The organism is Pseudoalteromonas sp. SG45-2 (assembly GCF_014164115.1).
In the GTDB taxonomy this organism is placed as follows: Bacteria; Pseudomonadota; Gammaproteobacteria; order Enterobacterales; family Alteromonadaceae; genus Pseudoalteromonas; species Pseudoalteromonas distincta.
This window is the reverse complement of the sequence record NZ_JACJEO010000015.1, coordinates 95,990-117,573: the sequence shown is the minus strand read 5'-3', so window position 1 is coordinate 117,573 and position 21,584 is coordinate 95,990. Positions and strand designations below refer to the sequence as shown.

General features: G+C 38.0%; 21 protein-coding genes. 12 read left to right on the top strand and 9 right to left on the bottom strand.

Translation table 11 applies throughout. The features are described 5' to 3' along the window. Nucleotides 1–121 precede the first annotated feature (121 nt). Both H5116_RS12555 and H5116_RS12550 read left to right on the top strand, forming a co-directional pair. A complete protein-coding gene (locus H5116_RS12555; RefSeq protein ID WP_182716281.1) occupies nt 122–409 on the top strand; it encodes a hypothetical protein in 288 nt (95 codons plus the stop codon). 131 nt (nt 410–540) lie between these two features. After that, nucleotides 541–999 (top strand): GNAT family N-acetyltransferase, encoded by a 459-nt coding sequence (locus H5116_RS12550; RefSeq protein ID WP_182692573.1) that lies wholly within the window; start codon nt 541–543, stop codon nt 997–999. 122 nt (nt 1,000–1,121) lie between these two features. On the opposite strand, the gene H5116_RS12545 is transcribed toward H5116_RS12550, so the two are convergent. Both H5116_RS12545 and H5116_RS12540 read right to left on the bottom strand, forming a co-directional pair. Next, nucleotides 1,122–1,802: an SDR family oxidoreductase gene (locus tag H5116_RS12545; protein WP_182716280.1), complete on the bottom strand. Its 681-nt coding sequence runs from the start codon at nt 1,800–1,802 to the stop codon at nt 1,122–1,124. A gap of 48 nt (nt 1,803–1,850) precedes the next feature. Then, nucleotides 1,851–2,531 (bottom strand): SDR family oxidoreductase, encoded by a 681-nt coding sequence (locus tag H5116_RS12540; protein WP_182716279.1) that lies wholly within the window; start codon nt 2,529–2,531, stop codon nt 1,851–1,853. A gap of 274 nt (nt 2,532–2,805) precedes the next feature. Between H5116_RS12540 and H5116_RS12535 the strand changes: the two genes are divergently transcribed. The 3 genes from H5116_RS12535 to H5116_RS12525 all read left to right on the top strand — a co-directional run bounded on the left by H5116_RS12535 (nt 2,806) and on the right by H5116_RS12525 (nt 7,288). Then, nucleotides 2,806–3,660, top strand: a complete 855-nt coding sequence (locus tag H5116_RS12535) for a mechanosensitive ion channel family protein (protein ID WP_182716278.1) — start codon at nt 2,806–2,808, stop codon at nt 3,658–3,660. Between the two features lie 152 nt (nt 3,661–3,812). Next, complete coding sequence (locus tag H5116_RS12530; RefSeq protein ID WP_310735993.1) at nt 3,813–6,224, top strand: thrombospondin type 3 repeat-containing protein; 2,412 nt, start codon at nt 3,813–3,815, stop codon at nt 6,222–6,224. A gap of 5 nt (nt 6,225–6,229) precedes the next feature. Then, on the top strand, nt 6,230–7,288 hold the full coding sequence (locus H5116_RS12525; protein WP_182716276.1) for a hypothetical protein: 1,059 nt from the start codon (nt 6,230–6,232) through the stop codon (nt 7,286–7,288). A gap of 35 nt (nt 7,289–7,323) precedes the next feature. Here the strand turns inward: H5116_RS12525 and astB are convergent, their stop codons facing one another. The 3 genes from astB to H5116_RS12510 form a co-directional block, all read right to left on the bottom strand. Further along, a complete protein-coding gene (gene astB / locus H5116_RS12520) occupies nt 7,324–8,670 on the bottom strand; it encodes an N-succinylarginine dihydrolase (RefSeq protein WP_182716275.1) in 1,347 nt (448 codons plus the stop codon). Nucleotides 8,671–9,307: 637 nt separating this feature from the next. After that, nucleotides 9,308–10,414, bottom strand: coding sequence for an L-dopachrome tautomerase-related protein (locus H5116_RS12515; RefSeq protein ID WP_182716274.1), 1,107 nt, complete (start codon nt 10,412–10,414; stop codon nt 9,308–9,310). A gap of 45 nt (nt 10,415–10,459) precedes the next feature. Next, nucleotides 10,460–10,894, bottom strand: a complete 435-nt coding sequence (locus tag H5116_RS12510) for a MarR family winged helix-turn-helix transcriptional regulator (RefSeq protein WP_170071607.1) — start codon at nt 10,892–10,894, stop codon at nt 10,460–10,462. Between the two features lie 129 nt (nt 10,895–11,023). On the opposite strand from H5116_RS12510, the gene H5116_RS12505 reads away from it, so the two are divergent. The 5 genes from H5116_RS12505 to H5116_RS12485 all read left to right on the top strand — a co-directional run bounded on the left by H5116_RS12505 (nt 11,024) and on the right by H5116_RS12485 (nt 16,485). After that, nucleotides 11,024–11,452, top strand: a complete 429-nt coding sequence (locus H5116_RS12505; RefSeq protein ID WP_182716273.1) for an organic hydroperoxide resistance protein — start codon at nt 11,024–11,026, stop codon at nt 11,450–11,452. A 176-nt stretch (nt 11,453–11,628) separates the two neighbouring features. Next, nucleotides 11,629–11,985, top strand: coding sequence for a metalloregulator ArsR/SmtB family transcription factor (locus H5116_RS12500; RefSeq protein ID WP_024595411.1), 357 nt, complete (start codon nt 11,629–11,631; stop codon nt 11,983–11,985). A gap of 20 nt (nt 11,986–12,005) precedes the next feature. Next, nucleotides 12,006–13,016, top strand: coding sequence for an ArsJ-associated glyceraldehyde-3-phosphate dehydrogenase (locus H5116_RS12495; protein ID WP_182716272.1), 1,011 nt, complete (start codon nt 12,006–12,008; stop codon nt 13,014–13,016). Nucleotides 13,017–13,040: 24 nt separating this feature from the next. Beyond that, the gene (gene arsJ, locus H5116_RS12490) at nt 13,041–14,258 is read left to right on the top strand and encodes an organoarsenical effux MFS transporter ArsJ (RefSeq protein WP_182716271.1); all 1,218 of its coding nucleotides are present in this window, start codon (nt 13,041–13,043) and stop codon (nt 14,256–14,258) included. Nucleotides 14,259–14,364: 106 nt separating this feature from the next. After that, complete coding sequence (locus H5116_RS12485; RefSeq protein ID WP_024595408.1) at nt 14,365–16,485, top strand: methyl-accepting chemotaxis protein; 2,121 nt, start codon at nt 14,365–14,367, stop codon at nt 16,483–16,485. A gap of 104 nt (nt 16,486–16,589) precedes the next feature. On the opposite strand, the gene H5116_RS12480 is transcribed toward H5116_RS12485, so the two are convergent. After that, nucleotides 16,590–17,177: a TetR/AcrR family transcriptional regulator gene (locus tag H5116_RS12480; protein WP_182716270.1), complete on the bottom strand. Its 588-nt coding sequence runs from the start codon at nt 17,175–17,177 to the stop codon at nt 16,590–16,592. A gap of 112 nt (nt 17,178–17,289) precedes the next feature. Here H5116_RS12480 and H5116_RS12475 point away from each other — a divergent pair, with 112 nt between their 5' ends. Beyond that, nucleotides 17,290–17,832, top strand: a complete 543-nt coding sequence (locus H5116_RS12475) for a carboxymuconolactone decarboxylase family protein (protein ID WP_024595406.1) — start codon at nt 17,290–17,292, stop codon at nt 17,830–17,832. 62 nt (nt 17,833–17,894) lie between these two features. Here the strand turns inward: H5116_RS12475 and H5116_RS12470 are convergent, their stop codons facing one another. Further along, nucleotides 17,895–18,425, bottom strand: coding sequence for a hypothetical protein (locus tag H5116_RS12470; RefSeq protein ID WP_182197176.1), 531 nt, complete (start codon nt 18,423–18,425; stop codon nt 17,895–17,897). Between the two features lie 51 nt (nt 18,426–18,476). Between H5116_RS12470 and H5116_RS12465 the strand changes: the two genes are divergently transcribed. Next, on the top strand, nt 18,477–18,848 hold the full coding sequence (locus H5116_RS12465) for a DUF1294 domain-containing protein (protein WP_182716269.1): 372 nt from the start codon (nt 18,477–18,479) through the stop codon (nt 18,846–18,848). Between the two features lie 64 nt (nt 18,849–18,912). Here the strand turns inward: H5116_RS12465 and H5116_RS12460 are convergent, their stop codons facing one another. Beyond that, complete coding sequence (locus H5116_RS12460) at nt 18,913–19,269, bottom strand: PEGA domain-containing protein (RefSeq protein ID WP_024595403.1); 357 nt, start codon at nt 19,267–19,269, stop codon at nt 18,913–18,915. A gap of 170 nt (nt 19,270–19,439) precedes the next feature. Further along, the gene (locus tag H5116_RS12455; protein ID WP_024595402.1) at nt 19,440–21,413 is read right to left on the bottom strand and encodes a serine/threonine-protein kinase; all 1,974 of its coding nucleotides are present in this window, start codon (nt 21,411–21,413) and stop codon (nt 19,440–19,442) included. Nucleotides 21,414–21,584: the final 171 nt, after the last annotated feature.

The window sequence follows — 21,584 nt, the reverse complement described above, 5'->3', positions numbered from 1 at the left end:
TAACTAACTGTTTACAGGTGTTTATTTTATAGCTAGGATAAAGTCATTGTAATATAAGGACATTTGCCGGTTTGTAAAGCGACAAATGTCGTAGACTAAATTGTTATACGAATAGGCAATTATGGCGTTACCTGAAATATTTGAAGCTATTATCTTAATTTTATTTATTGCTTTTTTCGGTTATAAAATACTAGCTGGTGTTCGTTCGTCTAAAAAATTTAATCGTGAATGGAACAATGTTCAGGATTCAGATAAAGAGGCTTTTCTTAAAAACAAAGGTAATTTATCTCAATGGGAATTAGGTTCTTTCACTAAGTTACCTAAACCATTAGCTTTTATAGGTAACTTACTAGCATTGGCTGTTATATTGTTTATTGTGTTGGTAGTAGTCGTTATTCTTTCACAGTAAGTGGTAATATTCGTATCACAAGCACTTCAAACGGAACAAAAACAGTTGGTTAGGTTCCGCTTCGCTACACATTATAACCAACAATTTTTGTCCGCTTAAGTGGGCGTTAGTTGCCAAAAGGAATTGAGTATATGGAAATATTTCACGCCACAATAGAAGATGCAGAATGTTTACTAGAACTTCAGCGCGTAGCTTATCAATCAGAAGCTGAACTGCATAATGACTTTAATATCCCGCCTTTAACTCAAACGCTTGATGAACTGAAAGCAGACTTTGAGAAGAAAATCATTTTGAAAGTTGTTGATAACGGTAAGTTATTGGCAAGCGGTCAAGCTCGCTTAGAAGCTGGTAGTTGTCATATTGGACGCATGGCGGTATGGCCTGAACTGCATGGCCAGGGTGTTGGCTCTAAGTTGCTTTCTTCACTTGAAACTGTATTTCCAGAAGCTAATCGTGTCGAGCTTTTTACAGGGGAGTTTAGTGCTTCTAATTTAGCGATGTATAAACGCCGTGGTTATTCTGAGTTTAAAACGGCAAAGCTGGGTAAAACGAGAGTTGTATTCTTAGAACGCAATCTAAAAAGCAGCTAACAAGCTTTTATTAATGCCGAATATTTTCCCTTCATTCTATCTAGTCGGTATTTAGAATTAACAACCATCAGGTTTAATACCATTAGCATTAAACCTGACAGCTCAAACTCAACCAATCAACGTTAATTAGTCGGCATTAAATAAATCTCACGTACGCTGTTGCGCTGGTTTGCTTCAATAGCAAACAGTACAGCGTCGGCTACATCTTGTGGGTCGAGTTTATCGGGTTTTGCCTCATCAAAAAACGGGGTGTTTACCATACCTGGTGCTATGGTGGTACAGCGGCCATTCCACTCACTCATTTCCTCAGCTAAGTTTTGTCCAAAGCCATAAGCAAACCATTTAGTTGCACCGTAAATAGAGCCGCCAATTGGCTTACGGCCAGCAGCAGAGCTGGTTAATATAAAGTGACCTTTATTTTGGCGTAAATGTGGCAGTGTTAGTTTTGCAGTCCACAGTAGGGCTTTAATGTTTATGTCGATCATGGTTGACCACTCATCCGGATCGCCTTTTTCGGTGCCCGCGGTTAAAACGCCCATGCCTGCGTTAGCAAAGGCTACATCCAAACGGCCAAACTTTTCAATGCCTTTTGTTACTACGTTTTCAAGTGCGGTAAAGTCTGTGGCATCTGCAGCTACGCTAAGTGCGTTATTTGAGCCTAATGATTCAACTAATTTAGTTAATTTGTCTTCGCTTCTGGCGGTTAAAATGACTTTGTGGCCATTGTTAACCAGCGTTTTTGCGGTTGCTTCGCCAATACCGCTTGAAGCACCTGTAATGAGGACTATTTTTTCTTTCGCCATGATTATTTCTCCTATGTTTACATATTCAAAATTATGAGAATAGTTTTACTAATGAGTGGGTCTTAAATGTATTTCTCTGATGTTATTACGCTGATTTGCCTCAATGGCAAATAGCACAGCATCGGCAACATCTTGCGGGTATAACTTGTCAGGTCTTGCTTCATCAGTAAAAGGGGTATTTACAGCGCCAGGGGTGATGGTTGTACAACGCCCATCCCATTCACTAATTTCTTGTGCTAGGTTTTGAGAAAAACCATAAGTAAACCATTTGCTTGCACCGTATATAGAGCCTTTAACAGCTCTGCGACCAGTTGCTGAGCTAGTAATAATAAAGTGTCCTTTGCTTTGGCGTAAATGCGCAAGCGTTAGTTTTGCAGTCCACAGTAGGGCTTTAATGTTTATGTCGATCATGGTGGACCACTCATTGGGGTCGCCTTCTTCAACCCCTAAAGTGTCTAGCCCTTTACCTGCATTAGCAAAGGCAACATCTAAACGACTAAATTTTTCAATGCCTTTAGCAACTACGTTTTCAAGCGCGGTAAAGTCGGTTGCATCTGCGGCTACGCTAATGGCGTTATCTGAGCCCAATGACTCTACTAATTCAGTTAATTTATCTTCGCGTCTAGCGGTAAGTATTACTTTATGACCATTGTTAACCAGCATTTTTGCGGTTGCTTCGCCAATACCACTTGAAGCGCCGGTTATGAGTACTATTTTCTCTTTTCCCATAGATAACCTCTTTTGTGAACCTTGAAAGCTTAAAATAACCATACCAATAAACGATTAACCTATATTGAATAGGCGCTATAAATTAGCCGTAAATAGGTGGGCTCTACGTATCAAAAACCATAGTTTTAACGGTATTTTTAAAGTTGAAATAAGTGATTAAAAAAGATAGGTTTAAATTTTTTATTCTATATACTCGCGCCACTTCTTTTGAAGTCGGTTTTATTAGATTTAACCATTATTTTGCTGAGTGTCAGCAATATTTATCGGAACAAACATGAAAGATAAACTTTTAGCGTTTTGGCAAAGCCATTCAGAAACAATCATCACTTTAGGGTACAAAGTGGTTTTAGCGTTGGTGATTTTAGTTGCGAGTGCCTTAATTGCACGCTCGGTTAAAAAAGCGATTAAAAACTCTAAATCGCCATTAAAAAGGGTAGATAGTACGCTACTCCCGCTTTTATCGAGTATTGCTGGTTATTTAGTTTATATAATTGGCGGGCTATTTATTTTAGATATTTTTGGCGTAAACACGGCCAGTTTAATTGCGCTAATGGGTGCTGCTGGTTTAGCGATTGGTTTAGCCCTTAAAAATACGCTGAGCAATATTGCTGCGGGTATTATGCTGCTAATACTCAGACCTTTTAAAATAGGCGATTTTGTTGATGCCAGTGGCACACTAGGTACTGTGAGTGAAATAAACCTATTTACCACTATTTTTAAAACCACCGACGGTCTTTATATAGCATCGCCTAACGGCAAAGTGTGGGGTGGCAATATTAAAAACTTTACCCGTAATGGTAAAAGACGAATGGACATAGTGGTGGGGATTTCGTATGCCGACTCTATTGACGTTGGCTTAAATGTACTCAAAGAATTAGCGGCATCAGAGAGCCGGTTACTCGCAGAGCCTGCACCTAAAGTAATGGTGACATCAATAGGCGAAAGCGCAGTGAACATTCAATTACGTGCGTGGGCTGTTAATGGTGATTATTGGCAAACTGTGTGGGATTTAAATAAACGTGTTAAAGAAGCAATTGAAGGCGCTGGGCTGAGTATTCCGTTTCCGCAGCGTACGCTGCATATATCCGAGTCGATGGCGTCGGCAATAACGGTAAGTAAAGACGTTTAAATTCTAGTAGCATGGACTGTACTAACTGAGCTATATATTAGTTTCACTTTTAATATACTTGATTATGTTTGTTAATAAATTGATAGTTAAATTTAAATAAGGCTATAATATACAGATACTTTTTAAATTAAATTTTGGTGTCAAGGATGGCTGTGAGAAACTCCCTACGTCTATTTTTTCTGTGTGTGTCTATAAATACTTTGCTTGCTTGCGGTGGTGGAGAATCTTCTGATTCTTCCCAACCCATCGAGAAATCACCCGAAACAGTCACTCAAACATATACTATAACTGCTATTGATGGTTATTTACGTTCTGCAGTTGTATGGCTAGATCTAAATAATAATGGAAGACAGGATACTGATGAACCTAGCACTATTACCCAAGCTAACGGTAAAGGAGTACTGACTCTTTCATCTGAAATTAATCCTGAAGATTATAGTGTAATTTTATTTGCTGAAGAGGGTAAAACATTTGATGAAAGCTTAAATAGGGTTATTAATGAAAACTTTATATTAGCTTCACCAAAAGGTGAACAAGTAATTAGTCCTTTAACGACACTTGTTTATTTGAAAAACAGAAAAACGCTTGATATAAACTCCGCTACTTCTCAAATTAGTCAGTTATTAAATGTAGCTCCGCAAAGTTTATTAGAAGACTTTATTATTAAAGGTCATGCTCAGAATGAGTCTGTGGCTGCTGATTTAGTTCGCCTTGCTATTATTCCCGGTTCAGAAACTAAATTGCTTAGTGATATTAATAATAGTGAGAGTGTATTCAATGAACTAAATGAGTACTTAGGGTTAAGAGAAAATGCGGACAGCCAAATATATATTATTAGAGATAGCACCGGTAAGTTGTCAGGCGATACAGATTTAGATGGTATTGCTGATAGTGAAGATTCAGATATTGATGGAGATGGTGTATTAAATACACAAGATGCTTTTCCATATAATATATCCGAATGGAATGATCTAGATAATGATGGTATTGGCGATAATAGCGATCCTGATATCGATGGCGATAATGTAGCTAATGCTTCAGATGTGTTTCCATTCGATGCAACTGAATGGGATGATCTAGATGGTGACGGTATTGGTAATAATAGCGATCCAGATATAGACGGTGATGGCATCCTTAATGATGAAGATGAAAACCCATACATAGCTGAATATAATACGATTAAAAACCCAGGTGAGTTAGCTATAGAGCAAACGATTGTAGGTGATATTTCTCAAGGTCAATGGCAGTATTTTACCGTTGAAGCACCTGAAAATAGAATACTAAATATTACGTTATTTAATTTATCGGGCGATATTGATTTATACGTAGAAGAAGATGATTTCCCAACCAAATTTGAGTATCAATGTCGTTCTAATTTAGGTACTACTCAAAATGAAAGTTGTGCAATACGTGTTCATCAGTCTGCTACTTACCACATCGGTATACTCGCGAAAGAAGGCGCGACTTTTAATTTATTAGCCACGACAGAAAATGTTATATATAAAAAGGCAATGCTACTTTTACACGGATTAGCTTCAAGTCCTAGTACATGGAATGCAATGGTAAATGACGATAGCTTTTTCAATGGTCAATGCCAAATATTAACTACTAACGATAATATTCTTCCAGTAGTTGAAGCTAATAGTGATGGCATTAGCTGTTTCAATTTGGAGTTTGGAGCATTTGATAGAGAAGGCATTTATGCAAGAACAGGCTTAGATAATAAATCATGTATTAATGCTTTGGGTTGTGATGGTGATTTTACCTCTTTTGAAGGCTTAGGTTACGAAGTAGAAAAGGCTGTAGAGAAAATAGTTGATTCTTTAGGTGAAGATACTGAAATATTTTTATTTGGTCATAGCCGAGGTGGTCTAGCTGCTCGCTCTTATTTGCAGAATGATCAAGCTATGTATAGGTCTTTTGTTAAAGGGTTCGCAACAACAGGCACTCCGCATCAAGGTTCTCCATTAGGCCGTTTTTATCAATATATGAATGACAACTGCATACCAGAAGGTACTTATCGACAAGATGGCGGAAAGTGTGAAGATAACTGGGAGGTTGTCGAGATGCTCAATGGTACAAGAACATATTTTGGGCTTAATCTCGGACCAGATTATCAAATGGATTTGCAATCCCCAAGTATTGATCTCTTATCGCCAGAGTCATCTGCAATACAAGATTTGAACAGCAACTTAATGAGCCTTGATGACCTAGTAATAGGGCAACTGGCTTATCAAGGGACTGACTTCGGAATCCTTTCGAAAGACGCTGGTATTTCGGGTTATGATTTGTATGCCTATCGAGCATTATTTTCTGGTGACCATCCGCATCCAGAAACGCTAAGGTATATTGAAAATGGACAAACAAGAGCTTCATTTATTGGTGATGGAATTGTACCTGTTTATAGCCAAAAATTGAGTTTATTGTTAGAAAGACAAGGTATATCAATTACTAAAGAAGATACACAAACAGATGCAAATATTTTGCACACAGAAGAGACTGAAAGAGTAACCGATATTTTTAGGTTGTTAGATGCCTTATATACAGATTTAGAGTGGAAATAAGTATTATGAAAAAAGTGATACTTTTAACTTTTATATGTTTACTGGTAGCGTTTACTTTTTATTGGTTTTTGCCTGTTGTTCAGTATGCAGAGTTCCCAGTGAATACAGATGCTAAATCTAGAGGGATTAAAGATACTGTATCTAATGTACAAACACACCAAACAGACACTACTTTGGTCACTTCTAAATCATCAAAAAATGCCAAAGATAATAATGTTGAAAAAAAAGAACTTAGTGATAAGGATGCTTTAACCATTGCTAAAATGCTTTTAAGTCGTGTTTATAACAGTGAAACCATTGATTTTAATGCTGAAAAAGAACTGTTAACTTATTTAAAAACTACAAATAAAGAAGTTGTTTATCAATTTATTGTTGAAAAATTACAATCAGCAATTAAGGGTAATAAAAATGATGATATATTAATTGAATATACTTTAAGCCTTTTAGTCGCAATAGATACTCAAAGAGCGAGTGAAGTGTTTTTTGGTTTTGTTGCCGAAGATGACTGGCAAGGATCGAGGGCTATATATAACGTTAAAAAGTCGATAGAAAAACTAAATCGAGGTGGTCAATACACCGCTTTAGCGCAGCAAGCATTTACAATTGCGAATGAAGAAAACCCATTTATTGGCGAGTTAGCTACTTCAATCGCTCGGCATGCAGAGGCTGAACAAATAGAGTATTTATTTGGTTATATTGATGAAAAATATGAGAGTAAGCACATGTTTGTTAAGCGTGCGATGAACACTATTCATGATGAATCTTTAGTTCCTCATATAGCAGGATATTTAACAGATAACTCCACCGCCAATATAAAAAACACAGTACTAAATACGCTTGCTAATATGGGACAATACGAAGCGACTGCTGTCTTAATCAAATGGAGTTCTACACAATCAAAAAGCTCTGCTGAGCAAGTAGAAAAACTGTTTGATATCGCAGTACAAAGAAGCCCTTCTACAAAAAGAGCAATAGAAAAAGAACTACATATTCAAAGTTTTGTAAGTAGCGAGGTAAAATTGGTGATTGCTAATGCTGCGAATAAAAAAACGTTGAAACAATAATGCAGCGACACTTATGCCGCTGCATTGTGAAATTGTTAACCCTCTAATTGAAAGTCGTACACTGAGCCTAAATTTAGTAGTTGTGTAAGCTCATCAAGTGCTTGGTAGCTTTCGGTGAGTAGGGCTGAGTCTGCAAAGTCACTTGCGCCTAATTTGTCGCGGTAGTTACGTTTTGCCCAGTCACACAGTTGTGTGTATTTAGTATCAGTTAAAATAACCTCTGGGTTTACTGCAGCAAGTTCTTGCTCGTTAAGGGCTACACGTAAACGCAAGCAAGCTGGGCCGCCGCCATTTTGCATACTTTGGCGTAAATCAAAAAACTGTACTTGGTTTACTGGGTTATCAGCCATAATCATTTCTTCAATGTAGGCGTTAACCGCGACGTTGCGTTTACATTCTTGTGGTGCCACTAACAGCATTGAACCATCTTCAAGGCTCACAAGCTGGCTATTAAATAAGTAACTACTTACAGCATCGGAAATACTTACTTTGTCGGTAGGTACTTCAATAATGTAAAATTCTTTATTGCCTACATACGCTTCGCGAATATCTTGCAGTGCCAGTGCTTGGTTTAAAAATGCTTGCTGGTGGCACAGTAATACGTTGGCGTTACCTACTGCAATTACATCGTTATGAAACACGCCTTGATCTATTACGTCTGGATTTTGCTGTAGTAAAATTTGGCTTGAATCTTTTAAGTTATGTAAACGGCAAATTGCTTCTGAGGCTTCTAGAGTTTGCCTTGCAGGAAATTTAGCTGGTTTTGGTAATTGGCTGTTAAACGCGCTGGCACCAAATACAAACATTTCAAGGCCTTGCTCGCCGTGGCTGTCACAAAAACGAGTATGGTTTGCTGCACCTTCGTCGCCAAAAAAGCCTTGGTCTGGTAAATGGGTATGGTGCGCAAAGTATTTGTCGTTATTAAACATCGCTTTTAATAAGCGCGTAGTGGTTGCAGGCTCTAATGAACGATGAAACTTATTATTTAAATTAGCTGAAGTAAAATGTACTTTGCCGTCGGTTGTATCAGGAGATGGCGATACCGTAGCGGCATTGGCTGTCCACATTGCTGACGCTGAATAACACGCGCGTAATAAAATAGGATCTGCTTTAAATGCTTTGTGAATTACTTGTGCATCATTACCGGTAAAGCCTAAGCGGCGCAGTACGTTTAAGTCGGGGCGCGCATGAGGGGCAAATACACCTTGAGTTAGGCCTTTGTCGTGCATGGCTTTCATTTTTTCAAGGCCTTGAAGCACAGCCTCTTGAGGATTTGAAAAGCTTGCTGCGTTATTTAACGAGGCAACATTACCATACGATAAACCAGCGTAGTTGTGAGTAGGGCCAACTAAGCCATCAAAATTAACTTCCAAAGCGTGCATACACGTTCCAACTAAAAATTTTCAATAGGATGCAACAATACAACGCAATAGGGCTGCTTGCAAAGTTATAAACGCAGTGTTTTTACTAATTTTTTCGATGTTTATAAATGTGGAGTTTATTACAAGGGGGTTGTTTTAATATTGAACGATTAATTTGAAGTTTAATTAAAATGTACACATAAATTTCATAGTGTGCAAAAGCTTAGCCTAAAGTAGGTTTATACATTTAAGCTTTATGCCAAGCCTTTACACAATACGATGTTACTTAACATAGACGCGCTCTTTATCAGCGGTGGTATGGGTATTTGTTGGATCATTAACTTGCCAAACGCTAATATCTAAACGCCATAAAAGGTAAAGGGTATGGTATAAGTTGAACATGGTTTTTCCTTGGTATTTTCACTGAACACATCAGTTTATTGGAAGAAGTATGCCAACATTAACTTGAATATTTTATGAATAGAAATCAGGTATTTAGTATTTAAGTGTAAATACGTACTAAAGGATTAGCACCAAAGCGGTGAAGTATTTTTAAAATATGCACCAGTGTGGTGTGTTTTTAACAAAAAGCCCTGCAACTATTAGGTCACTTAAATGTGCAAGGCTTTTTAAAAAATACAGTCACTCAAAAAGCAAATTAGCGGCCTACTTTTCCTTTTACTAAAGGCTCGAACGACATTACTTTAAACTTACCGTGGCTTTGATTTTTGCCATTATTAAGTACAGGCGAATTATGTAAATCGTCAACGGTAAAGTATATTTTATGATCGGCTCCGTAACTAAAGCCATCAGGCCAGCTTAAGCGTTCGTCCTTAAATAATACTTCGTAGTTGCCAGTGGGTTTAACTACGCCAATTGCGCCATTGGTTATGTCGGTTACATATATGTTACCGCCGCCATCAACAATAATACCGTCTGAAATTGGCTTAGTGCCGTAACGCGTAACTTTGTCTTCAAGTGCTTTAGCCCAAAGGCTCTCGTTATTTATATCGCTGGTGGCAATGCGGTAAACCGACGTGCCCGACATTGAGCCAAAGTAAAGCCAGTCTTCGTTAGGGTCAAGCGTAATAGGGTTAACACCTAAGCGGACTGGTTGTCCGCCAAGGCTCATTATGCGCCCATCAATAACCATATCGATATTTTCGGCGGTGGTGTAATGGCTATTTTGTAACACTCTGCGTGCGACACCTGTTTTAAGGTTTACCGTAATAATAGCGGCTTGGCTGCCTTGGGCTGTGTCGGCAATGTATACAACGCCATGTTTATTATCGATGACTAAATCGTTTAAAAACGAGGTGTCGGTAATGGCCGGTTTAGCCAGATAAATAATTTTATGTAGTTGCTCTTTGTTTGTATCCCAACCTACTAAGCGCCCAGCGTGATCGGGCCCTGAAGTGTCGAGCATCCATAATACACCATCGCTTGATACGTTTATGCCAAGTACGTCGTAAAAACCTTTACCGTTATTGTACGCGTATGCCCACTCTTCATTAGGATAGGGCTTAGTTGTACCATCGCTTAAAAGCTCCATAATTTTTTGCTTTTGGCCAAAAAAGCCATGCACAGATAAAAACTTTCTGCCCGATGGGGTAATAGCAATGTTGCCCGGAGGGTGCTGCGCATCAAATGTGGCTACTGTTTTTAAATCAGCATTTTGATTATCGGTATTAGCAGATACGGCGTTGCTACCTAAAAGAGCCGTGCTACACGCCGCTGCTAATAGTAATTTTTTAATATGGGTCATTTTTAAAACCTTTTAAAACACGTTTATTGTTTAAAAATTAAGAGCCTAATCGGCTAAGTCGTTTACTACTAAATCGAGCAGCTGCATTAACTGCTGTGCTTGTGTTGCATCTACACTATCAAATTTACATAAAATATTTTTAGGAATATCGGCTGCTTTTAACTTAAGCGATTGGCCATGCTGGGTTAGCTGCACTAGGCGTTTGCGTTTGTCGTGCTCATCTTTAATAACAGCCAGTAATGATTTGTCGCTCATTTTTTTGAGTATTTGGGTCATTGCACCGCCGTCTATCGCGGTTTTATCTTTTAGCTCGGCAATTGTTATTTCGTCTTGCTCCCACAGGGCCATCATTACTACGTATTGTGGGTAAGTTAAATTTAGTTCGCTTAAAGGCTCGCGATACGCACGCGCAATGCTGTTAGATGCCATGTATAACCGATGACATAACTGATTCTTTAACTTTAATTGCTCAAACGACATAACTTTATCCTTCATTTCGATACATGCTATTTTAATTTGCATGCAAAATATTTGCAATCTCTAATTACTTGCTCTATTATTTTGTACGCAAACTAAATTGATTGATATTTTTAAACTTTGGAGTTCATTATGAATGTATTACAAAACGTAGCTTACACAGCAAAAGCAACTGCAACTGGCGGCCGTGAAGGCGTAGCTAAATCTGATGATGGCCGTTTAGATGTAAAACTATCAACACCTAAAGGTTTAGGCGGCGATGACGGACAAGGCACTAACCCAGAGCAATTATTTGCCGCAGGTTATGCAGCATGTTTTATTGGCGCACTTAAATTTGTAGCGGGTAGCGAAAAAATAGATTTACCAAGCGACACACATATTAATTCACAAGTGTCTATTGGTGCGATTGAAGGCGGTTTTGGGATTGCGGTAAAACTTGCTGTATCACTAGGTGATATGGATAAAACAGCAGCGCAAACGCTTGTAGATAAAGCGCACCAAGTATGTCCATATTCAAACGCAACACGTGGCAATATTGAAGTAGAGCTTTCAGTTATTTAATTAATTGCTAAGTTAACTAATACTGTAATAGCCCAGTGGTTTTGCCACTGGGCTTTTTTGTGCGTGGAGTTTAATAAAAATGAGTCGTTAAATAAACATACAAAAAATCATATATTCACTATTCCATATATTCTGTTTTTGTTTTATTGTATGTGCAATAAAACTGCGAGGACAATATGGAACAATTCAACCCACTTCAATTTTATAAATGCCTAGCGGACGATACGCGTTTAAAAGCAATGCTGCTCATTAGCCATCAAGAAGAGCTATGTGTATGCGAACTGGTTACTGCACTTGAGCTAAGCCAGCCTAAAGTGTCTCGCCATTTAGCGCAGTTAAGACAATGCGGATTGTTGAGCGACCGTAAACAAAATCAATGGGTTTATTACAGTATTAATAAAGCCCTACCAGAGTGGGCTAAAAATGTATTAACGCAAACGCTTACTGCTAACCCTTCATTTTATGAAAACGATTTAACGCGCTTAAATGTTATGGGTAATCGCCCTGAACGTATTACTAGCTGCTGTAACTAACTTATTAAAGGTATTTAATTATGACTATTAAAGTAGGTATTAACGGTTTTGGCCGTATGGGACGTTTAACTCTGCGTGCAGCAGTTGATTGGCCAGAAATAGAGTTTATTAAAGTAAATGATGTAGCGGGCGATGCTAAAACCCACGCACATTTAATTGAGTTTGACTCAGTACACGGGCGCTTAACACAACAGGTTTCTAGTGATGATAATAGCTTTAGTGTGGGTAAGCATACGATTGCAGTTACCAACAACAAAGCCATAAACGAAACTGATTGGTCTGATTGCGATGTAGTAATAGAAGCCAGCGGTAAAATGAAAACCACAGAGCTGTTAAATCAATATTTAGCGCAAGGTGTTAAGCGTGTTGTGGTAACCGCACCTGTAAAAGAAGACGGTATTTTAAATGTAGTAATGGGTGTTAACGATGATTTATATAACCCAAGTGAGCATAACATTGTTACAGCCGCCTCTTGTACTACTAACTGTTTAGCGCCAATAGTAAAAGTACTGCAAGAAAAAGTGGGCATTAAACACGGCTCAATGACTACTATTCACGACATTACTAATACTCAAACGATTATTGATGCCCCTCATAAAGATTTACGACGTGCGCGTTCATGCGGTACAAGTTTAATTCCTACTACAACCGGTAGTGCAACGGCTATTACGCATATTTTTCCTGAGCTTAAAGGTAAATTAAACGGCCATGCCGTGCGCGTACCTCTTACTAACGCATCAATTACTGATTGTGTTTTTGAGCTCGAGCGAGGTGTTACACAAGACGAAGTAAACACGTGGTTTAAAGACGCTGCAAATAACGAGCTACAAGGTATTTTAGGCTACGAAGAAAAGCCGCTTGTATCTATAGATTACAAAACAGATCCGCGCAGCTGCACTATTGATGCGCTTTCAACCATGGTAATTAACAACACTCAACTTAAACTATACGCTTGGTACGATAACGAGTGGGGTTATGCAAACCGTACTGCTGAGCTAATGCTTAAAGTTGCACAAAGTGATTTGGTTTAATCTCGTTTAAAAAGGTTTAACGCTATGTTTGCGCAGTTGGCTAACTTACCGAGCTCTATAAAACAATATTTAATAATTACTGGTAACTATTGGGCATTTACTTTAACTGATGGTGCGCTACGCATGTTGGTGGTGCTGTATTTTCATCAGTTAGGTTATGGCGCATTTGCGATAGCCATGTTGTTTTTGTTTTATGAAATATTTGGGGTGATCACCAATTTAGTAGGTGGTTGGCTTGGCGCGCATTTAGGGTTGAACAAAACCATGAATGTAGGGCTTGGGCTACAACTTGTCGCTTTAGCCATGCTTTGCGTGCCAGGGGATTGGCTAACCGTTGCCTATGTTATGGCAGCGCAAGCACTGAGTGGCATAGCAAAAGACTTAAATAAAATGAGTGCAAAGAGCGCCATTAAGTATTTAGTACCGCAAGACGATGCAGGGCAAAGCCAATTATATAAATGGATTGCCATACTTACCGGCTCTAAAAATGCTTTAAAAGGGGTGGGCTTTTTTTTAGGCGGCTTATTACTAACTGTATTTGGTTTTGTGGGGGCATTAATAAGTCTAATTATTTTACTTAGTGTTGCGTGGGTTATTAGTTTAATTTTTTTAAAAGGCGATATTGGTAAAGCTAAAAACAAACCTAAGTTTAAAGAATTACTTTCTAAATCGCGGGCAATTAACTTACTTAGCGCAGCGCGTTTATGCTTGTTTGCAGCGCGCGATGTATGGTTTGTAGTTGCACTACCTGTTTACTTAGCCGCTCAGTTTAACTGGGATCATTGGTGGGTCAGCGGTTTTATGGCTTCGTGGGTAATTGCTTATGGGCTGGTGCAATCGCAAGCACCGCGAATAACTGGGCAAGGTGATTCAACTTCACATTCGGTCAAAAAAGCATACTGGTGGGTTGCTTTATTAAGTGGTGTAACTGGCATTTTGGCGTTGTTGATGCAATTGGATATAGCGGTACATTTTACGCTTGTAATAGGCTTACTTATTTTTGGTGGAGTATTTGCTGTAAATTCATCGCTGCATAGTTACTTAATAGTAAGTTTTGCAAAAAACGATGGAGTGTCACTCGACGTTGGCTTTTATTATATGGCCAATGCGATAGGGCGTTTGCTTGGTACGGTGCTTTCTGGTTGGGTTTTTCAAGTATATGGGCTTAGTGCGTGTTTATGGGTAAGTGTGTGTTTATTAGTTTTAGCCGCAATTACAACAGCACGGTTAGCTAAACTTTAAAAACCCAACGTATTGTATTAAATTCAATTTGTTTAACGATATTCATAGCTTCATTGATTAGATCTACTAAACTGTATCAGTAGTTTTAATTTAAAGGGTGTAATGAATGCGAGAAATATCGTTAGCAAAAAAGTTACTCTGGCTTAGTGTCGGTAGTATATTTATAACTGTACTAGTGCTATCAGGCATTTTGTGGTGGCAGTTATCATCAAGTAATAAGCAGTTAGCGACTAAATCTGAAGAGTACATTACTGTAGAAGTAGAAGAAAAGCTTAATGCTCATGCAGCTGGATACGGAGAAAAAATTGCAGGCTTTATTAATGAAGCTTACCGCATTCCTTATTCATTAGCGGCTTTATTAGGTGACGCAGCAAAAAGCGAAACCCTTAGCCGCGATACGGTAGTAAGTATAAACCGCTCGATGTTAGAGCAAAATACTTTGCTTTCTTCTATATATTCGCAATTTGAGCCTAATGCTTTTGATGGGCAAGATTCGAGCTTTAAACAAGGTTACAAACATTCGGTTAATGGTAATGGCACCTTAGAGGTGTATATTACTCGCGACCAAAACGGCACTATTGAGCAGCAAAAAGTAGCCAACGCTGCCGATAAATATATTACCTCTTTAAATGAATTTGGTATTCGTGAAGCGCATTGGTATTTGTGTGCAAAAGACACGTTTAAGCCTTGTATTATGGAACCGTATTTATACGAAATCCCATCGGGCGATTCAGTAATGCTAACTTCGTTAACTGTGCCTATTTTAAAGTCAGGTCAGTTTATTGGTTTAGCTGGCGTTGATTTAACGCTCCCAACTTTTCAGGGCTTAACCGAAAAGCTGTCGAGCGAGCTTTACAACGGCCAAGCAAAAGTAACACTTTTAAGTGATATAGGTTTAATTGTAGGCAGCAGTCACTATAAATCTAAATTAGGCCGCCCATTTAAAGAAGCGGTTAGTAGCAACACTTACAGTGAGCTTGTTAAATTTAAAGGTCAACATGGCCTCTTTAAAACGCCTAGCGAGTATTTAGTCAACTACCCAATTAATATAAAACTAGCTAACACTCAGTGGTCATTAATCATAGAAGTACCTACAGAACTAGCACTTGCAGGGCCTGAAGCGCTAGAAAAAAACATGCAAGAAACAGCAACATCACTCAGATTTATTATTTTAATAACAGGCTTAGTAATTGCTGTGGTTGCTTTTGTTATTATGAAATTAGTAATAGCAGGTGTAATAGCGCCGCTACAACAAATTCAACAACGGGTTGATAACCTCGCAAGTTCTGAAGGTGATTTAACACATACATTACATGTTGATAGCCACGCAGAGCTTATTGCATTAGCTGGTGGGTTTAATAGATTTTTAGCAAAGCTACGTGATTTAATTTCTGAGCTTAAAACGGTGTCTGATCAAACCAAGCAGCAAGGCGAAATAGCACAACACATAGCTATTGATACTAAGCATAATGTGCAATCTCAATTTCAAGAAATTGAAAGTGTGGTAACGGCTATGAACGAAATGAGCGCAACAGCACTTGAAGTCGCCAGAGCATCAGAGCAATCAGCCCAACAAGCCGATGAAATAAATAGCTTGGTAGTGAGCAGTGAGTCGAGCTTATCTTCAGCGATGACGCAAGTTAAAACGATGTCTGAAGAAATTAAAGAAGCTAACCAAGCCGTTGAAAAAGTTGCTTCGCGTAGTAAAGATATTACGCAAATATTAGATGTAATTCGTACTATTTCAGAACAAACAAATTTACTTGCACTTAACGCTGCTATTGAAGCTGCGCGCGCTGGTGAACATGGGCGCGGCTTTGCCGTTGTTGCCGATGAAGTACGTGCACTTGCTTCTAAAACGCGTTCATCAACAGACGACATAAGCCAGCTAATTGATAGTTTATTATCTGAAGTAGGTAACGCATCTACCGTTATTGAAAAAGGCGTAGTACGTGCACAAAATGCCGTTGATGAAACATCAGTAGCTTTTGATGCTCTGCACAGTGTTGTTGTTAAAGTTGATGAAATAACCAACCAAATTACACATATTGCCACCGCTGCTGAAGAGCAAAGTTTAGTGACTGAAGAAATAAACCGTAATTTAACGCTTATATCTGATGCCGCATCGCAACTTGCTGACTTATCTACACAAGCAGGGGATAGCAGCGAAGCGCTTAATGCACTTGTTGCCCAGCAAGATAATGAACTTAACAAGCTTAAAACGTAACTTACAAATTAAGCTTTAAGCACAAAAAAAATGGCCAGTTAATACTGGCCATTTTTATTTAGTAGAATAAATGTAACTTGTTGAGAATGCTCGATAACTGCTATTTATAACTTTTTAATCAACATAAACATTTGGTTGATCATTGGCTCAGCAAATTGCCCTACATTAGGACGATTAAAATAACCGCGTAAACCTGTAAATTGCACTTGAAAAAAGCGCGCATATTCAACAGCGGTCAACGTGTTACGTAACTCACCTTTGTTTATTGCTTGGGTAAATAATTGCGTTAAATAGGCTTCAAATTGAGCCGTTAAATCTAAGCTTAGCTCATACAGGTTTGAGTCTTTTTCTGCAAATTCGCTGTTTGCTTTAACTAGCATACAAATAGCGCTTGGACTGCAATCTTTTGTTTTAATTACCACGTTTTCAACAAACGCACGTAATCCACCAAGTACTGTATCGGCACTTGATAAAAACCCTTCTATTTGGGTTTTCATTTGTACGGTGTAATCTTTCAGCGATTCGCAATATAGACCTTCTTTAGAGCCAAACGCAGAGTAAATACTACCCGGGCGCATATTAACTGCTTCTTGTAAGTCACGCGTTGAGGTTGCATGAAAACCTTTTTGCCAAAATAGCTGACTAGCAACGCGAACTACATTCTCGCGTTCAAATTTAACCTTATTAGCCATATCATTCTCAATCAATTTGAACATTTGCTCAATTTTAACTTGAACAGTCGCTCAAAATCAAATACTATGTGTCTCGAAGTTACTTAAAACTATTAATTATTAGGAGCTAACCATGGCCGAATTTACTTTATACACTCAAGAAAACGCACCAGAAGAAGCAAAACCGTTACTAGCTGATTCAGTAGCAGCATTTGGTATGCTTCCTAACTTACATGCAGTAATGGCTGAAGCACCAACATTACTTAAAGGTTACCAAGTACTGCATGAGTTGTTTCAAAAAACATCATTCAACGCAGAAGAGCTAACAGTAGTATGGCAATCAATTAACGTAGAGCACGACTGTCATTACTGTGTACCTGCTCACAGTGGTATTGCAGCGGCAATGAAGGTTGATCAAGGTATTGTTGACGCACTTGTTAACAAAACACCACTTGAAAACCCTAAGCTAGAAACTCTTCGTGAAACTACACTTGCAATGACACGTGAACGTGGCGTGATCAGCGATGAGCAAATCGAAAAATTCTTTGCCGCAGGTTACGCTAAGCAACAGCTACTTGAAATTATTGTAGGCTTGTCTCAAAAAGTAATGAGCAACTACACTAATCACCTTGCTGATACACCAGTAGACGCTGCATTTAAAAAATACGTAAAATAAATACGGTTTTATAAATGACAAAAGGCAGCCTAGGCTGCCTTTTTTGTGTTTATAAATCGCGGCTATTTAAATTTAACCGTTTTTGTACTGCGTGTATAAATACGTTGTTCGGGCTTTGTCCACTCACCCTTTTTTAAATAAGAGGTCGATACAAGAAATTTATCGTCTTTTAGTTCACTCATCGATTTAACCTTTGTAATACCATCTAGGCTACCAGTTACATCTTCATAGGCTACAAATTGAGTGGGGCTGAGGACTTTCATAGTCCCTTTTGTATAAAACCCTGCTGTTGTGAAATAGTAAAATACCAAAGACTCTTTTTTACTGTCGTAAAAAATCATCGACTCGCCGCCATACTCACCTTCATTAATAGAGTGCTTGGTATGTATCGCTTTACCGTTTAAAGCACGCTCCCAACGGCCAACATCTTGTATTTTTTTAGCGCCTTCAGGTACTTTAAAGTCAGCCTGCCAAGTTCCTAAATAGGGCTTAAATACGGCAAGTTCTTTATCAAGGTTGGTGGATGTATCGGATGCATAGCTATTAAATGTTGATAAGCATAAGACTAAGAATATCGCTTTAAAATATGTCATAATTTGGCTCTTGTTTTTGTAATACCAATGCCAAGTATAGGCGATAATTAATTGATAAAGAAAATATTAATCACATTCTCATTACTTTATTTAGCCGCCATTTGGCTGGCTTACCTACTGCAATACTTACCTGTTTATATACCTATATATGTACCTGGTTATATAAGTGTATTAAGTGCTATCACTTTTTTAATGTACGCGTGGGATAAGCGACAAGCTAAGCGCTCTTCACATAAAAAAGTAAATCGTACGCCAGAGCGCACACTGCAACTACTTGCATTATTTGGAGGATGGCCGGGGGCATTACTTGCTCAACAATTACTTCGCCATAAATCGCAAAAGCGACGTTTTATAGTGGTGTTGTGGTTATGTATTTTAATAAATGTAGGGGCTGTGGGGAGTTTATTATATTATTTGGTGTAGTTTAAAATTATGCCTTTAATACATGTGAAATGTTTAAAGGCATAATTAAAGTTTAGATACTGGACTAGTTAGCCGCTTCAGTTGCTGCTACTTCATCTAAATTTACTGTTAAAATTGTCTTTTTATCGACTACAACCCACTTGCGGTAAGTTAAGTAACCTGGCTTGCTTACTTCAACGTCGTACTTACCTTCTTTAAGTTCAATGGCATCTTGGTACACAGGCGCAATGTTCATAATGCGTACGCGTGCATCACTAGGGTTAGTGATTACAGTTAATGAAATAGGTGCTACAGCTTCGACAATTTCTTCTTGTACTTGAACTGCTTCTTCTTTTGCAAGTTGCTGCGTTTCATCTACAGACGATGTAGTTGAACAACCACTTAGTATTAGTAATGCCGCTAGTGCGCTTATCTTTTTCATAGGTACTCCATAAACTCATTTAAATAGTGATAATTACGAAAAATCTTGGAGGAGTTTATGCAAAATGATCGCTCAACCCGTCGTCCTTGACCTTCGTTTGTTAAAACAAAACGTTTGTTAGTTTAATATATTTTTAGTTATTTGGTGATGCTCTCGCAATAAATAGTTTTTTAAAGCATTACATTATCAAGAGACTGAGTAATAGCTTCGCTTCTTTCAACTAGTTGCTCTGCTGTACGGTACATCTTTCTTTTCATTAACGTATTTGCCATAGTGATATAACGTCTAGATAATTCTTGTTTTAAAGAAACGAGTAATGAAAAGTCTTTAGGTAATGTTGCAGACTCGGTATTGATTAATTCTTCAAAATCTAATAAATCTCTGTACTCTTCAATCGTCTCTAGTTTTTGTGTGTATCTATCAAATCTAGGACCGTAAAACACGACGGCATCTTCAGTAGGAAAATCAGCTGGTTCACCTAGGTTTACTTTCTTTTGGTAAAGCGTTAAAGCATCTATCGCCGACTCTCTTTTTAGAAGGTCTGCAAAGCCAAGTTCATTTTTTTGATTATTGGTGAAAATAGCTTTACCAACATTAAGTAAAGATTTTTGCGTGATAACATCATCTTCTTCAATCGCTTTATCTAAGGCAAGTTTATAGTTATCAAAATGCACTTCAGACGGGCGATAAACGTAGGTGCTATCGACTACACTTAAATCATTGATTAATTGTGGAATACTATTATTGTCTAGTTCACTATAGCGAGATTGCTCAAGTAACAAATCAATACGAGAAGTAATATCTGAGATTATTGATTGACGCTCTCTTAAAATGCTTTCGAGTTGTACCGATAGCTTTTCTGAATCTGGGTAATACTCCAAGGCTTTACTATAAACATTAATTGTTTCATCAAAGTCTTTAAACTTGTTAGCGCTTGTATTGATTTGATTCGCTCTGTAATCAAAACTTTGTAGAATATTAGCTTGATTAGATCTTAATAATCCCTGTTTTAATACCTCGTATTGAGGTGGAATTTCTGCAAGCTTGTTTAGAATCTCCGGCCCATCCCAAGACATCCATGTTTCTACTTGTTGGTTAATTGCTTTTGCATTATCTAATTTTGCTTCAAGCTGCTTTATATTATTTGTATTTGATAGATAGTACTGACCAGCCAAAAGGGCTAACACAACAGTACTGGCTGCAAGTGCTATTGCCGGTTTAAAGTTACTTTGAAGCTTATCTAAAACAGGCTTTAACGAATCAGTTCTTTTTGCTGCATCTAAAGAAATTGCTTTATTAAGTGTGCCCCATAACCATAAAGGGCAGTTACTAGGACGTTTTGCCGATGTATCTTTAGGGAGTGTGTCTGCTGCAACACGATTATATGGATGTTTGCTACTTAATAACTCTAGGGCAATACACGCATAAGAAAAAACGTCATCTTTAACGGATGCTGCAGCACCTTTTAATTGTTCAGGACTTGCATAGGTTGGCGTATAACCACCTACAGTGCCTAGGCTTGATTCACTATTAACTGCATAGGCATCTTCAATGGTTTTGTGTTTAGCAATACCAAAGTCAAGTACCTTGAGGCTACCATTTGAATCGAAGATTATATTCGATGGCTTTAAATCGTTATGAATGACGCCACGAGAATGGGCATAAATTAAAGCATCGGCAAGTTGATTAAGAATCACGCTCGCTTTTTTGAAAACCATTCCAGAGGGTTTGTTGCGTTTAATTATTTGCTCTAGCGTTTCGCCTTCTACTAATTCCATGGTTACGTAATGTAAACCGTTATCAGAACCTGCAGAATATACTTTTACAATATTTGGATGGGAGAGCTGTTGTGTTTTAGTTGTTTCATCCTTAAGAAGTGAAATAGCTTCTTCAGAATGAGAAAACTCTTCTAATAATACTTTAATCGCTACGAAAACTTCAGGACGACTCGCACTTTCTAAAAATAAATCTCTGGCTCGGTAAATGTAACACATGCCACCTTGGCCAATAAGTTCTTCAACTAAGTAGCGATCCGAAACTTTTTTACCAATAAGGTTTAATTTATTTATTGCTTTTGACGTGCGAAGATTTGAGTCAAGCGAAGCTATCTGCGTTTTATCATTAGAACTGTTGACACCGCTCATTATAAATCCTTTTATTGTGTATATTAAAATAATCGCAAAGGTGAGTTTTTTATTTTTATCAATTCTCCCTTTGATAAGCGTTGTATTTTTACAAAAATTAGCCAACTTAGCAATGTTTCTAAAGCAGAACTTTCGTACAAAACTTTAAAAAATTAAGGGCTTTTATATTAA